Annotated in this window: 9 protein-coding genes; 6 read left to right on the top strand and 3 right to left on the bottom strand. The window is 41.1% G+C overall.

Translation table 11 applies throughout. The features are described from left to right. The first annotated feature begins 59 nt into the window (after positions 1 to 59). The 4 genes from LK453_RS09640 to LK453_RS09655 all read left to right on the top strand — a co-directional run bounded on the left by LK453_RS09640 (position 60) and on the right by LK453_RS09655 (position 6,407). Entirely contained in the window at positions 60 to 824 is a 765-nt protein-coding gene (locus LK453_RS09640) for an ABC transporter ATP-binding protein (protein ID WP_201538184.1), read from the top strand. 40 nt (positions 825 to 864) lie between these two features. Beyond that, a complete protein-coding gene (locus tag LK453_RS09645) occupies positions 865 to 1,878 on the top strand; it encodes an ABC transporter substrate-binding protein (RefSeq protein WP_201538186.1) in 1,014 nt (337 codons plus the stop codon). Beyond that, positions 1,875 to 3,914, top strand: coding sequence for a Fe(3+)-hydroxamate ABC transporter permease FhuB (fhuB, locus tag LK453_RS09650; RefSeq protein WP_007395124.1), 2,040 nt, complete (start codon positions 1,875 to 1,877; stop codon positions 3,912 to 3,914). Before LK453_RS09645 ends, fhuB begins: the two co-directional genes overlap by 4 nt. A gap of 249 nt (positions 3,915 to 4,163) precedes the next feature. Continuing rightward, positions 4,164 to 6,407, top strand: a complete 2,244-nt coding sequence (locus LK453_RS09655) for a TonB-dependent receptor (protein WP_007395122.1) — start codon at positions 4,164 to 4,166, stop codon at positions 6,405 to 6,407. Positions 6,408 to 6,564: 157 nt separating this feature from the next. On the opposite strand, the gene LK453_RS09660 is transcribed toward LK453_RS09655, so the two are convergent. The 3 genes from LK453_RS09660 to LK453_RS09670 form a co-directional block, all read right to left on the bottom strand. Beyond that, entirely contained in the window at positions 6,565 to 8,229 is a 1,665-nt protein-coding gene (locus tag LK453_RS09660; RefSeq protein WP_044298331.1) for a multidrug ABC transporter permease/ATP-binding protein, read from the bottom strand. A gap of 182 nt (positions 8,230 to 8,411) precedes the next feature. Further along, positions 8,412 to 10,682, bottom strand: a complete 2,271-nt coding sequence (locus tag LK453_RS09665; RefSeq protein ID WP_081461514.1) for a TonB-dependent receptor — start codon at positions 10,680 to 10,682, stop codon at positions 8,412 to 8,414. Positions 10,683 to 10,935: 253 nt separating this feature from the next. Beyond that, positions 10,936 to 12,129: a sugar transporter gene (locus LK453_RS09670; protein ID WP_007395119.1), complete on the bottom strand. Its 1,194-nt coding sequence runs from the start codon at positions 12,127 to 12,129 to the stop codon at positions 10,936 to 10,938. A gap of 759 nt (positions 12,130 to 12,888) precedes the next feature. On the opposite strand from LK453_RS09670, the gene LK453_RS09675 reads away from it, so the two are divergent. Both LK453_RS09675 and LK453_RS09680 read left to right on the top strand, forming a co-directional pair. After that, a complete protein-coding gene (locus tag LK453_RS09675) occupies positions 12,889 to 14,304 on the top strand; it encodes a transferrin-binding protein-like solute binding protein (protein WP_201542177.1) in 1,416 nt (471 codons plus the stop codon). A gap of 105 nt (positions 14,305 to 14,409) precedes the next feature. After that, entirely contained in the window at positions 14,410 to 15,909 is a 1,500-nt protein-coding gene (locus LK453_RS09680) for a surface lipoprotein assembly modifier (RefSeq protein ID WP_007395117.1), read from the top strand. Positions 15,910 to 16,032: the final 123 nt, after the last annotated feature.

A 16,032-nucleotide genomic window follows, 5' to 3' on the forward strand; every position in this document is an offset into this window, starting at 1 on the left:
ACAATCAGTGCTGTCCTAATCTAGTTAACTGTCTAAATTTAATTAAAAGTGAGTACGATATGTTGTGTGCGAATCAAATTAGCATCGAACGTCAAGGTAATCTTCTGCTAGACAAAGTGAGCTGTGAGATAGCACCCAACCAGTTAGTAGCATTAGTCGGTCACAATGGATCAGGAAAATCCACGCTGATCAAATCACTGGCAGGTGAGATGACAATTACAGAGGGCAGTATTAGTTTAGACAATCGAAATATCGGAACTTTTGGTCACAAGCAGCTGGCACAAAAAATGGCTTATTTGCCGCAGCAACTGCCAGATGCAGCAGGTTTTACGGTACGTGAGCTGGTGATGTTGGGGCGTTATCCACATCAAAAATGGCTACAAAAGCCCACAGATTTTGATAAACAAAAAGTTCAGCAAGCTTTGCAGTTGACCCAAGTAGAGCCTTTCGCTGATCGTATTACTGCTACCTTATCAGGGGGAGAGCGAGCAAGGGCTTGGCTAGCCATGTGCTTAGCTCAAGACACAGAGTATCTGCTGCTTGATGAGCCGTTAGCAGCATTAGACATGCATTATCAACTGGAAATCATCCAGTTAATTCGGCGTTTGGTCGATGAGCAGGGCTTAGGGGTGGTCATGATTATTCACGATATTAACCTAGCCGCTCAATATGCAGACCACATCATAGCCTTAAAAAAAGGGCAGATTTGTCACAGTGGTAATGTCATGACTACCATGCAGCCTCCTGTGTTAAGCAACATCTTCAATGTCAATATGAAACTGCTGGCACACCCAGATACAGGGCTACCGGTGGCAATCGTTTGATCGTTCTCTCCTATTTTGACCACTTATAAGATCTGCTTTTATGTCTCTTAATTCGAAGAATAACCTGTCTATTCTCAACGCTAACGCTATGGCCAATCATCAGTTAGTAATTTTAATGTTGCTATTGATGACATTAAGTTTAAGCGCTTGTGATCAATCCCAAGTGCAACAAAACAATACCGATCAAACCAAACTTGAGCAAATCGACTCTCAATCATTAGTAGACGCCTCAAAACAATCTAGCTTAAAGGTGGTATCACCGGATTGGGGTAATGCCGCCACTCTTGTCGCCATGGGCTATCCTCCATTAGCGACCGGTGATATTAGAGTCTGGGATCAATGGGTAGGCGAACCTAAATTACCCAATACGGTGGTAGATCTTGGCATCCGCTATCAGCCCAATACGGAATTGGTTGCTCAGTTACCGGTAGATATGGTGGTTGATAACGCTTTCTATCAACATGCGCGTAGCATTTATGGAAATAACGTGCCGGCCGAATCGGTATCATTTATTGCTAAAGATAAAATTGCCAACTGGTCGGACTACAGTGAACCCACACGTCAATTGGGCAAAATCATAAACCATCCACAGATGGCTGAGGCCTATATCAACAACAGTAAAGCTGAAATTGCTCAAGCTAGGAAGAAATTTAACCAACGCTATCCGCAGGCTAAGGAATTTGCCGTAGTACAATTTATTGATGCCAATAATCTACGAATGTATGCCAGTAACAGTCTATTTCAGCCCGCACTTGGCCAAATGGGTAAAAAACTTGTTTCCAAGGCAGAGGGTAATGGATGGGGGTTTGTGCAGATTACTATGGCAGACTTGGCTCGTCTTGATAAGGACGTTTGTTTGTTAGTGATAAATCCGCTTAGCTCGATAACCCGTTCAGAGATTGAAAAAAGTTTAATTTGGCAACGTTTGGATTATGGCAACACCCGCTGTTATGGCGAGCTACCTCCGGTTTGGATTTATGGGGGCATGGCCTCTTTAGTCACCTTAGCCAACAACCTAGCTGACGTTAATTTAAGCGGTGGAGTAGCTCAATGAAAACGACCTCTTATTCTAATTCATCTGAATCAAGTCTGACTACTCAAATAAAAGCAGACAAGTCCACTTTAATAACTTGGCTAGTCGTTAGTGGGTTGCTTTTATTGCTATGCGGCTGGAGCAGTCACAGCTTAATTGAGCAACAGTGGTCATTACCATGGCGTAAGCTGCTGACACCCAGCCAGCAATTAGACATTGTTGATATGGCCATACAATTAAAGTTATTGGCCACCAGCAGTGTGGCATTAACGGCGGGCGGTCTGCTCGGGGTAGTCAGTATACTATTGCAACAATTGGTCAAAAATCCTTTGGCCTCTGATACCACGTTAGGTGTCGGGGTTGGGGCACAATTGGCCATATTGTTAGTGACGTTGTTTGTGCCCAGTTTGGCCATTCATGGCGGGTTTTTTGTGGCGTTTGTCGGAGCTTTGCTGAGCATGAGTTTGGTATTTTTGCTGGCTACGCCAAGTCGATTTAACCCGCTTATCTTGATACTGGCTGGGTTGGTGGTCAATATTTTATTGTCTGCTGTCGCTGCTGTATTGGTGTTGTTCTTTACCGAGCGTAGCGTGGGCATGATGTCATGGGCTGCTGGATTTTTGACCCAAAGTAGTTGGTCTGCCTCCATAACGCTGGCGGTGGCTACCGCAATCTTGGGCCTCATTAGCTTGTTTTTACTAAAGCCTCTTACCTTGATGAGCCTTGATGATGCTCAGGCCAAAAGATTGGGTGTGCCCATTAATGTTATTCGAGCAATTGTGGTATTGATAGCTGCGGTAGTCACTGCTTTGGTGGTCAGTGAAGTGGGTCTTATCGGCTTTATTGGTTTGGGAGCAGCCAGCTTGGTCAACGCCTTAGGCATTCATCATATTGGTAAAAGATTGGTTGCCGCTTTTGGTTTTGGTGCTCTTATATTGTGGTTGACCAGCAATATTGTTTTATTGCTTGAGCCGGTATTAGGAATGATTATTCCGGCTGGGACGATGACAGGTATTCTTGGTGCCCCCTTGATTATTTGGCTGATTTTGCAAAGACGACGCCAAAGTATTGAAGTCGTCACGCCAATGATAGTAAGAACACCAAGCCAAGTTAACTTTTGGTATTGGGGTCTAGGGTTGGCCTTACTTACCGCTATGGCAAATTTATTGGTACAGGATATTGACGGATGGGGATTAAGTACTGAATGGGCATTGACCGCTCAATATCGATTACCGCGTAGTTTAAGTGCAGCGGCCACAGGGGTGATGCTCGCCACTGCCGGGGTATTATTACAGACTTTAACTCGCAACCCTATGGCCAGTCCTGAAGTTCTGGGGGTGAGTTCGGGCGCTGCCCTTGGAGTAGTACTGGGATTTTTATTCTTGCCAAGTTTGGGCATAGCAGCCGGGGCAGGTAGCTTACTGCTCACCGGACTATTGGGTGCGAGTGCAGTATTAATACTGATTATTTGGCTGGCAAGGCGGGTCAGTTCTGGTTATCTGCTATTGGTGGGTATTGGTATTGCGGCCATGATGGATGGGGTGATGCACTTAGTGAAACTCTCTGGTGATCCAAGTTTACAAGCAATGCTGAGCTGGTTATCAGGTACGACGTATAGTACCGAGCCTGCCACCGTTTGGTATCTGATGGCTATCGCAGCACTGTTATACACATTAAGCTTAGTGATGATTAAGCCACTGCGGGTTATGGGCTTAGCTCCTTCGGTAGCGCGTAACTTGGGGGTGGCAGTTAATTGGGTGACTTTAGCCATATTGGTACTGGTAGCGGCCTTGAGTACCGCAAGCACTTTGGCGGTCGGACCTCTAAGCTTTGTGGGACTAATGGTACCTCACTTGGCGACTTCAATCGGTGCAGTCAAACTTGAACGTCAATTACCGATGGCGGCCCTTATGGGGGCTGGGGTAATGGTAGTGGCAGATTGGATTGGCCGTTATGTGATATTTCCTTATGAGTTACCTGCTGGCACAGTGGCAGCGCTGATTGGTGGTGGCTATTTCTTATGGCTAATCCGACGTATTCCTGCCGCACATCGTTAATAGTCACTATTTGATGAGTAATAATAAGCATAAAAATTGTTAGTAAAGAAAAAACTAATATTAAAATAATAAAAACATTTAAATGATATTGATTATCATTTACAATAAGAGCCGATACAAAGAACAATAATTTCAGTATCAGTATCAGTATCAGTATCAGTATCAGTATCAGTATCAGTACCGATTGAATTGTCTTTTAGACGTTCTGATAAAAATTTACCTAAATCTATAATTATTGAGCGAACTCTTATGAGCAGCCCTAACAAACTTGCACTATCTGTATTAACCTTATGTATTGGTCAACAACTCTATGCCGCCGAAACAGCAACCGCTGCTTCGGCTTCTTTATATGTAAAAGAAACACCGCCCATAGCGGTATTTGATAAGATTACGGTACCCAGTCAATCTAAGACGGGTACCGCTTTAGCTCAAAAAATCAGTGAAATGCCAGCTGTGACTCAAGTTATTTATCAACAGGATATTGAGCAGCAAGTCACTGGTAGTCGTATGACGTCTGATATATTGGCACAGCTTGTCCCTAGTTTGGGTACTGGCAGTGGCTCTACCAGTAATTATGGGACGACTATGCGTGGGCGCCCAGTTCAGTATTTGATTAATGGGGTGCCATTAAGCGGTTCGCGTAGCTTATCAAGAGAGTTAAATAGTATTGACCCTTCACAGATAGAGCGGATTGAAGTTTTGTCAGGGTCTACCAGTATTTATGGGGCTGGAGCGGCAGGGGGATTGATCAATATTGTCACTAAGTCTTACTCAGAGGAAGGGTTAACCGGCCAAACTAGATTAGGGGTAAATAGTAATCGTGATTTTGAATCCGATTCTTTTGGTTACCATGTCGGTCAGAGCATTGGCTATAGTAGCGAGAAAGCCTATGGTCGTTTAGATGTCGACTGGGAATCTAAGGGCGGTAAGTTTGACAGTCATGGCAATCGAGTTAGCCCAGACGTGTTCCAGACCGATCAGCAAGACACAGATTCTATAAGTATTAACGCCAACTTGGGTGCCTACTTGACTGACACCCAAAGCATTAATTTGGCAGCCACGTATTATGAAGATGAACAAGATACCGATTATGGCTTTGACTATGGTCCAGGATTATCGGTTCTGTTTGGTGCAAAACCTTCGCTTAAAGCCATTAAAGGGGTTAAGTTGGATGACCAGCCTAGGACCGAAAAGACCACAGTGAACCTAAATTATAATAACAGTGATTTAATGGGTTCAAACTTAAGTATTACCGGCTATTATAGAAACGAAGAAGGGCGCTATTATCCTTCAGGCAAACAAGTCGCCGGTTACAATTTAGTCGCACAGTCTGAAGCGGATATTGATGTCTCTGGAGTGCGAGCGGTAATGCAAACCGACACTGAGGTTGGTGGCCGAGATACTTTGTTTAGTTATGGCGTAGATTTTGAACGTGAAAAAAGTGAACAAACTTATTACGGTCAAGATTTTATGACAGTTTATGCCAGTAATGGCCTTGTTTATAAACCGAACGGAATCGGTTATAACGCTGGCCCTAAGACCACCACTGATAAGCTAGGTGTCTTTATAAATACGGATGTTGATCTAAGCGATAAATGGCATGGTAGCGCAGGGGTTCGTTATCAAGAGTTAGAAGCTGAAACTGATGCTTTTATTCCTATGTATGAGCAAGTAAAAGCAGAAAACGAACCAACCTATCAAGCAGGCGTGGTTGCTGCCGGCGAAGCAGATCATAATAAAACTTTGTTTAACCTAGGTACCAGTTATCAAATAACCCCAAAAGACCTTATCTTTGCTAACTATTCGCAAGGATTTACCACAGCTGATGTCCAACGAGCATTGCGTGATGTCAAAAAGGGCTATGTGGTCAATGCAGACAATGTTCAGCCGATTACTATTGATAACTATGAATTAGGCTGGCAAGGTAATTACGGCGATACCCAAGCTAAGCTTACCGGATTTTATAATGAATCAGATAAGACCATCCAATTCACTAAAGACTACACCGTAGAGGTAACAGATACTGATGAGCGTGTCTATGGTGCCGAAGCTTCACTATCTCACAATCTAAGCAAAGACTGGCAAATTGGGGGCACAGCCTCTTATACCAGAGGTCAGTTCAAGAACGAGGGTGACTGGGTAGAGCTCGACGCCACTCGCATTACCCCGCTTAAAGGCACCGCTTATGTCCAGTATAACTTCGATGGGGGTAGCAATCTGCGTCTACAAGCTTTGGCCATTGATGGGACGGATAAAGCTTATAAAGAACAAACTGCCATTGATCCGAAGTCTAATGCTCAACCAGTGACTGGCTATGCGACTGTCGATTTATTGGGTCAGGTGCAATTGGGCAAAGGCCGTCTAGACTATGGTGTTTACAACTTATTGAATAAAGATTATCTTTCGGTTTATCATCAGACCACCTATTCAGACGGAAATCGTTTGCCAGCAGCGGGTACTAACTACGGTATCAGCTATACTATTGATTACTAAGTTGCCTGACTCAACGATAAAAGTTAGACAGTTATAGTTATGCTCTTAAAAAGGTTAAAGTGCTCTTGTTGCTATGGGCATTTTGACCTTTTTTAACATTTTTCTTTATGATCTATTGGTATAACTTGTTTTTATGGCGCATTTTTATAACCTATTTCTATAACATCGATATGGCATCAGCGCTGGCTTGCTTTCTTTGTTCAGGGTTAAGCTCTATAAGTTTGCCTTGTTTCATAAGTAGCAGTCGGTCAGCATGCTCAAAGTAACTGTCATCATGACTAATGATAAATAAGGTTTTGCCTAAGGCCTTTAGTTCAGGGATTAAACTTTGATAAAAGGTTCGGCGAAAGGCGGGGTCTTGATCGGCTGCCCATTCATCTAACAATAAAATATCCTTATCTTCTACCACTGTGGTCAGCATTGCTAAGCGCTTGCGTTGACCTTGCGAAAGCTTGTCTGTAGATAATTTACTGCCTTCAATACTGACTTTGTTTTGTAGCTGTAGGCGGTGTTGCCAATGGTGAACCAGACTCATATCTGGGGGATTACCTTCAGGACCAATTAGCTGTTTAAAAATATATTGATCACTGAAAATAGCCGAGAAAAGCTGACGATACTCAGCTCGGTTGGTGTCAGTAATAGGACGTCCATCGATGCTCAGTTGCCCCCTTGTGGGGGTAAAAATACCAGTAAGCACTTTGGCTAGCGTTGATTTGCCACTGCCATTTGCGCCTATTAAAAACATCACATCGCCTTTGTTCAAGGTTAAATTCACTTGTTTTAAAATCATATCTTGGCTTGAGTACTGATAATCGAGGTTACGCAGTTCAATACTTTGCCAGTTATTGTCCGTGTTGGCTGTTACAAACTGAGGTTCATAATCTGCCAACTGTAAAGATTGGATTTTATCGAGCGCCACTTGCGCAGTTTGTAAAGTGGGATACGCACCCACAGCATGCAAAATAGGCGACTGCATAAACAATAAGGTTAAGGCAAAGGTAGTTGCAATACCAAGTGATAGCCCTAGATAACTCGCCACTGCAAAAATAACCCCAATGGCAGCAAACATCATAATATTTGACCAATTCACAGCAGACAGATGATAAGTATCCGCCTTAATAATGGTTTTCTTGTAAGCGGTGGCATGGCGAATCAGGTCTTGGATGTATAAATTCTTAGCACGATGCTGATTAAGCGCCAGCTCTTTACGGCCTTCAATAACAGCTTGATAATCTTGATAAAGCGCATCGTTAATATCGCGGATATGGGTTAGATTTTGATAGACATGTTTGACCAATAAAGTGCTTATCCAAATGGTCGTAACAATCCACAGCATAATAATCAGTAGCAATGGCCAAGATAGACTGCCTAGATACAAGGACACTGCTAACGATAAAATAATGCCTTGCACCAACTCCGGCATTCTGACAAAGGCGGTGGTTAAAGCTTGAATGTCCGTTGACAGACTGGCCATTAGAGGCGCACTTCCCAAATGATCTACCTGAGCCACTGGGGTGTCTAAAATTTGCTTAACTAACTGAGTTCTAAGCTGATAAACAAATTGATGACCCAAATAGGTCAGTGCATATTGGGAGGTAAAAGAAGTAGCAAGTAGTAGCAATACTAAACCTGCAAATTGCGCGAAGCTTAGCCAAGATAACGCCTCAAAAACCTGACTGCTCAAAAACGTGTGATTGATATAGGCAATGATACCGACACTCACCGCCGCATTGAGTAAATTTAAAGCAATGACCTTAATGAAACCTAAGCGATATTGGGTCCAGATAAGGGCATACAAGGAAGGTGAAGAGATGGACGACATAGCAACTCGATAAGTAACTTATGGGTAAGCGGTGGGGGTTAAAAAACAGGCCATTAATCAATAAAAGGGAGTAGGTCACGCCTAATCCCTTTGTTGGGTATTTAATGATTTGCTTGACTGACTAATTAATAAGCAAATAGACAAATAAATTCGTTAATTCAGTATCAATTCGCTTATTTGTACTAGAAGTCAAAAGTGGCTGATACTTTTAGCGCAGTTGGCTCACCAGCATTAAGATAGCCTTGGCCAGGATAGCCACCCACTGATTGCCAGTAGTCTTCACCTGTGACGTTGGTTACCATGCCTTTTAAAGTCACCTCTTGCTTACCTAATTGAGTACGATAGCGGGCACCCAGATCTAAGGTAGTATAGCCATCAACTTTTAAGGTATTGGCTGCATCTGCGTAGCGACTGCCGGTATGAATCACATCACCGGTTAAGGTTAAGCCAGAGACAGCCGCAACGTCATACTCTACGTTTAAATTACTTTGTAGTTTAGGAATACCAATCACGCGCTTGCCATCTAAATCCTGTAAACCAGTATCGGTTTGTTTGGCGTCTAAGTAGCTAACCCCCGCATTAAGTCGCATATTCTCAGCGGGGCTACCAAAGACAGTTAGCTCAACGCCTTGATGGCGATTTTCACCGGCTTCCACAAAGGTATTGGCATCATTAACATAAGCGCGAGGCTGAGTAGTGCGATACAGTGCTAGGCTACTGCCTACTGTACCGTTGTCGTATTTTAGGCCGATTTCAGATTGCTTAGTCACGTAAGGGGCTAAGGTTTCACCCGCATTGGTGACCGCTTTATCCAATGAGGTAGCAGGGGCAGTTTCACCCTTACCTAAGCTTTCAATATAGTTGCCGTATAACGACCAATCTTTGTTGGGTTGGTACACTATACCGATGCTCGGCGTCCATTCACTTTGGTCATATTCAGAGGTTTGGGCTTGGGTGTTGTAATCATAGCTATGGGTTTCAATATTCTGATGGCGCACGCCCAAAGTGGCCTTCAATTTATCATCCATTAAACTGACGGTATCTGCTAGCGCCACGCTGGTTAGCTGAGTCTCAGCAGTACGCTTTGGATCATTGAGATTGCCACCGGAAAAGGCACCCTTAGACCAGTTATTATTTTTATAAGCGGTCGGTCGATATAAGTTGGTGGCCAATTGATTGGCAGAGTCAAAAGTATAAGCACCTTTTTCTTCTTGATCATAAAGATCCCCAGCTAAGGTCCAGTTATGCTGAGTGTTGCCGAGTTGCAGTTTGCCACGTAAGCCGAGCTGCGCGCTTTGAACCTTATCTTCGCGGGTGTTGTCAAAGCGATAAGTACTGCCTGTGCCGTCGGCATTGGTTACCGTAAGATTGGCTAAAGAATTCTCTTCCTCACCTTTTCGCGCGCCGTAAGCGGCGTAACCCGTTAAGTTATCTTGAAAGTCGTATTCAGCGCGCATAGTACCAAACAGATCTTTTTCGTTAGAGTAACTCCAAGGCTGGGCCCAGTTTGTATCGCCTTTGGGTGCTTCAGGAACAGCAGTTACCCCACTTAAAGTAACATTGGGGCGTGTCTCATTTAGCTTATTGTCTTGCCAACCTAAGTCAGCAGAAACACGATATCTGTCGCCTCGGTAATCTAGACCAAGTGCGGCCAATCCTAATTTGGCAGACTCATTATCAACTGCACTGTCACCGTCTTGGTAAGCAGCATTAAAGCGAACTCCACTAGCATCATCTTCCCCAAAGCGGTCGCTGATATCAATGCCCACTCGCCCTTGATTACCTGCGCCGTAGCCTAAAGTTAACTGGCGCAATGGCTCATTGCCGGCACGTTTTGGTAGTAAGTTAATGGTACCGCCAGCATTTCCACCACTGGGGGCAGCGCCATTTAGCATGGCAGAAGCACCGCGTTGAAGCTCTACACGCTCAAATAACTCTGTGGCAATGTATTGGCGCGGTAACATACCATACAGTCCATTAAACATTGTGTCATCAGAATTGGTCACAAGACCTCGGATTAAATAAGCTTCTTGAAAATTACCAAAGCCTCTCGCCACACGAACCGTCGGATCTTTCTTGAGTAAGTCGCCAACGCTATGAGCTTGTTGGTTTTTGATAAATTCATTGGTATAGGCAGTGGTTGAAAAAGGGGTGTCCATAATGTCTTGGTTGCCAAGCAAACCAACACGGCTACCAGTGGCAACTTGTCCACCTTCATAGGCTATAGGCAAACCTTGTGCTGAAGCATCTGCACTACTATTAACCACGATAGTATCAAATACAGCCACGGGCACTTCTTTTGAGTCCGCAGTCATATCAGATGCCGCCCACACTAATGGGCTACTCCCGAGCATTACTGCTGATGCTGAAAAAATGCCTAGATATTTTAATGAACCCGTTCTATGAGCCTGATGAATGTGCAGGAGTGCAGAAAATAAAGGAGACAGTTGCATGACAAATTCCAGTCTGTTGATGAAATTGATTATTATAATGATAATGATTTTCATTACAATAAATTTTAACACAGACAGACTAAAACTTTTATGAATATCGCCTTTTTATTAGGGAGGGAGAGATGACGATCTAAGATTGTGTGATTTACAGTTTAGCAATAGGCAAATCAGTTGAATAATGAGGGTAAAACCAACCCAACCATAGACTCATTATTCAACTGAAGTAAAAGAGGTGAGGACTCACTGGGACAGGTTAAGAACGCCGCAGAGCAGGGAATCGTTTAATCATAAATAAGATAAGCAATAGTGCTACCAAACTTATCACCGCTCCCACATAACCAATACTGGACAAAGAAATGTGAGTCACGGCATAACCGCCGAATAGGGCACCGGTACCTATGCCTAAGTTAATAATGCCGGAGAACATAGACATCAGCATGTCTTGAGCATGTTGGTCTACCATTAGTACTTTAGCCTGCATCGAAATAATAAGCAGCATTAAAGCTGTTCCCCATAGCGTTGCATTTAGACTAAGTGCCCAAACCGAATTAACTGCCAATAGTAAACTCAGCATAGATAACAGCATGATGATAATAGAGACAAACATTAGTAGAGTGCTGTGTCTGTCACCCCAGCGGCTAAAGATAACACTGCCTATGATGCCCGCTCCGCCAAATAGTAACAATATAAACGTGGCGAAGTTTTCACTGATAGAGCCGATTTCACGCATGAACGGCTCGATATACGAATAGGCCGTATAGTGTGCAGTGAATACCGTGAAAATCAGTAAATACAAGCAGACTAACATTGGGTTTTTCAGTAGTTCAGGGACTTTTCTAAAAGACCCTTTAAACATACTGGGTAATGTAGGTAATAGTCTTGCTTGCAATATAAACACCACCAACGCAATAAAGCCAATACCGCCAAAGGTAGTGCGCCAACCATACCATTGACCGATGATTCGGCCTAAAGGAACGCCAAGTACCATGGCCAATGAGGTGCCAGTGGCTACCACACTTAAGGCAAATGCTTTCTTGCCTTCAGGGGCTACACGAATAGCAATGGCAGCGGTAATTGACCAAAATATCGCATGAGAAAAAGCAATACCCACGCGGCTGATCAGTAAAACATTAAAACTCCAGGCAACAACTGACAAGATATGACTAACAATAAAGACGGCAAATATGCCCAGCAATAGCTTTTTACGCTCCAGTTTACTGATGAGTAGCATTAGAGGCAATGACATGGCAGCTACAATCCAAGCATATAAGGTAAGCATCCAACCGGTTTCAGCGGTGGTAATGGAGAAATCTTGGGCAATATCACTTAATAAAGCCACCGGTACAAATTCGGTGGTGTTCATTACAAAGGCACTAATACCCATTAGAAGAACTTGAATATATTGTGTTCGGCGAGAGAGAGTCTCTGCTTGAGGAATATGTGTCATAAAATCAAATACAAAAAGGGGCTAATTAGTGATAATCAGCCTATGAGAAAAATAGAAAATTTATGAGGGGGTGAGAGAACAGACAAGATAACAAGTTCAGCCGCTAAGTTAAAGAGGCTTTTTGCTACTGTTTTTCAGAGGGTATAAACTTTTTCTTTCATATCTTTTCACACAGACAGGATACGAGTATCTAATAGAGGTAACTAACAAGTGTTTGGTAGGGATTAAATGCCAAGTAAATCTGTAATTACCAAACTATAGTAATAAAAAACGATAAAAATCTTCATAAATATTTAATTTATTTTAATCAAATTGTAACATTACTTAATTTTTAGAACGATTGTTCATAATAAAAATAAACAAATGTCGTTATTTAGATAAATTTAATAGTTAAATATACTATTGATAACTTTTTATTAAAAATAACTTTTAAATATTATTAAATTAAATTATACTTCATTCAGTTTCTAGGAAATTAATTGTTTAAATATGTAAATATTCAACATTAGTTTTGTATTACTTTTATACGAATGTACTCAATTTACTGTCAAATTGTTACTTGTTGAATTTTTTATGTGATTAATAATAGGGAATTGTCTCTTTATTTAGCCTTTTATTATTAATACTCATAACTTATATTTATATGTTAGTTAGTAAAAATTATAATTAATAATAAAATATATTTTTGTTTATAAATAAAAACTAAATAAAGTAAATTTGAAAAATCTTACTCGTTGCGTGAACCAAGGGAATATGGATATGAAATTTAAGTATTTAACATTAGCATTAGCTGCAGCAATGGCTACTACAGGTCTAACTGCTTGTGGAGGTGACGATAATAGTAATTATTCTGATCCTGTAACTGATCCTGTAGATGAAACAGACCCTACTGATCCTACGGATAATGCAGGTGATGCAGCTGAAGCATTTGATATTTCTAAAAAATCATCTGTAGTGGGTCAAAATTATATCCGTGGCAGTAGTTCTGATTTTGATAAATCACCAGATACAAATGTAAAAGGCACTGATAATGGTAACTCTACAGTATTAGGCGCTGAGACACTGCAAAACAAAAAAATGACCAACATTGTTGTTGCTCAGTATGACGATGTTTCTGTTACTGATGCTGAAGGCAATGCTAACAACGTTAAATATATCTTGGGTGAAAAACCAAAAGCTACCCCAGATGTAAATGCTCTAGACTCTATCCAAACTAATAATGATGCAAGTCATGCTAGTGGAACACTTTCTCCATTTATAATGGTTACTAAAGATATAGACGATAAATTTGTATCAACAGGTCAAGAGTCTAAAGTAGATTCTAAAAACTCTAAGTTCACTCAGACTGGAACGGCATTTGTTGCTTCTACAGACACTGATAATGATGCAAGAGTTTACGGTAAACTTTCTAATAAAAACAACACCTTAAACAACAGTTCAAGATATATTTACAATGATACAAACACTGTAGATTTAGGTACTAATAGTCAGTTTAAAGTTACCCCTATTAAACTTAATCATGTTCAATATGGTCGAGTTACGGGTAATTTAGAAGGCGTAACAGCAGATACCATCGCTGGTCGCAGCTATATCCAAGCAGATTTCGCCAATAAGAACTTTAATGGCAATACCACTCAAACGGATATCTACTTCTACCGTGGCTTAAGTCAAACTGCCATTGCTGCTATGCCTAAATCAGGTACCTTCGAGTACGCTGGACATGCCTTAATGTACGGTATCGATAATAGCTATACCGGTGAAGATGCCAATGGTCAATCTAACTCAGTTGCTTTTGGCGCAAATGCTGAAGCAATAGGTAACTTTGTAAATGCGACTTATGATGCTGATAACAAAACTGTAGACGGTTCGATTTACAATGTATGGAATATGGATACTGACAAAACTGAAGTTAAAAGTGTAAGTTTAGTTGCATTTGGCGGTGACGTTATCGGTAATACTATTAAAGGTAATGCCAATCTAACTTATGATGAGGCTAATACTGCATCATTTAAAGGTAGTTTCTACGGTCATAACGCTAAAGAAATGGGTGGTTCATTCAACTCAATTAGTGATAAGTATGGTAAAGCGGAGTGGGGTGGTGTTTTCGGAGCTAAGCAAATTGATAAACCTGCTACTGGCCCTGTGTTCATTCCACCAATCAATGCTGTTGAATAACATATAGTATTTACTTATAGAATAAGACCTTTTTATATTTGACATTTGGCCACCCTAGGGTGGCCTTTTGTATAGTTGGTAAACATATTTCACACTGGAGAGATAATGATTCATTCTCAATATAAAAAAATATATGGTTTTATGCTGCTAATATTAAGTTCAATATCAACAGTGAGCTTCGCAAATGAAGTGCCTACGGATTCTATTGCACCACAAGATCATTCACTCGAATCTTATCAAAATATTGATAAAGTAATTGAACCAATCGAAAATATAAAATTAGCGACTAATCTACCTTCTGAAAGTAAAAGCCCTAAATTGTCTAAGGAAGAAAGTAAAGATTATCTTAAGCAAAACCCTGAAGAGTTCGAAGAACTTCTAAGTTTACTATTGGTTCAAGGGAATGCAGAAACTCTTAAAGAACTTTTGCCTATATATCAGCAGGTACCTAATTACGATCCGTCTGTAATTGACTGGGGCAACGCTATTATAGCTACCCAAAATGGAGATTTTGATAAAGCAGTTGCTCTATATCGAACCCTTAATTCTCAACTTCCAAATGTTGCTATATTAAGATTTCAAATGGCAATGGCGCTATTTTATAACCAACAGTTTGAAGCGGCTAAATTGGAATTTGAAAAGCTGCGTAGTGGTACAGAATCTGAAGAAGACATAGCGGTTATAAATAAATATTTAGAAGCTATTAATGATCAGGACAGCTGGGATGTATATGCCTCTGTATCCTATTTAGATGATTCAAATATAACCAATTCACCTGAACAAGGTACTCAGCTTGATAACGGCAATAGTCAAGTGACTTATTCCTCCCCACGTCAAGAGGGCAAGGGACTAAACTATTATTTGAGTGCTGATAAAAAATGGAGAAAGGACAATAAGCTTTTCACTGTGCTTCATTTAAATAGCTTTGGTAAATATTATTGGGATAACAAAAATTTTAATGATGTTACTGCCGGTATTGGGACTGGTTTTGGCTATCAAAATGCAGCGACAGAAGTTGAAATTGGTCCTTTTTACAACAAGCGTTGGTATGGTCAAGGCAACAAAGGAGATGGTGATTTACATCCCTATGCAGAAACTATCGGCCTGATGACCCATATAAATCAATGGATTAATCCTAAGTTTCGATACCAAGGTGTTTTAAGATATGGAAAGACCAGTTATATAGAGCAATATGATCATAATGATGGTAAAGATCTATACTTATCGAATACCGGTATTTACTTTCCAAATGGTCAACAGTTTTGGATATTTGGTTTAGATTATTCAAATAAAAACTCTGAAGACGATTCTGCAACTTTTGATCGTACCGGTTTAAGGTTAGGTTGGGGTCAAACATGGCCAAAGGGGTACTCTACTAAATTTAATATAGGGTATGCGCAACGAGATTATAAAGCTGAAGATTTCTTCGGTATTAAACGTGAAAATGAAGAGTACAGTACAGGACTATCTTTTTGGAAACGTGATTTTACCGTATTCGGTTTAACCCCCCGTCTTGAGTTAGATTATTACAAAGTTGAAAGTAACTCTCCATTCGAAGAATACGATAAAACCAATGTATCAGTTGAACTCACTAAGTCTTTTTGATGTAGAAGGTTGCTACTAACCGCCAATTAAACTCATGCTTATGTGTGAGTTTTCGCTACATATAACAACCAAAGTAGGCGAACAATAAATTAATATAATTATCAATATTTAATGGTCATTTTT

The organism is Psychrobacter sanguinis (assembly GCF_020736705.1).
Lineage (GTDB): Bacteria > Pseudomonadota > Gammaproteobacteria > Pseudomonadales > Moraxellaceae > Psychrobacter > Psychrobacter sanguinis.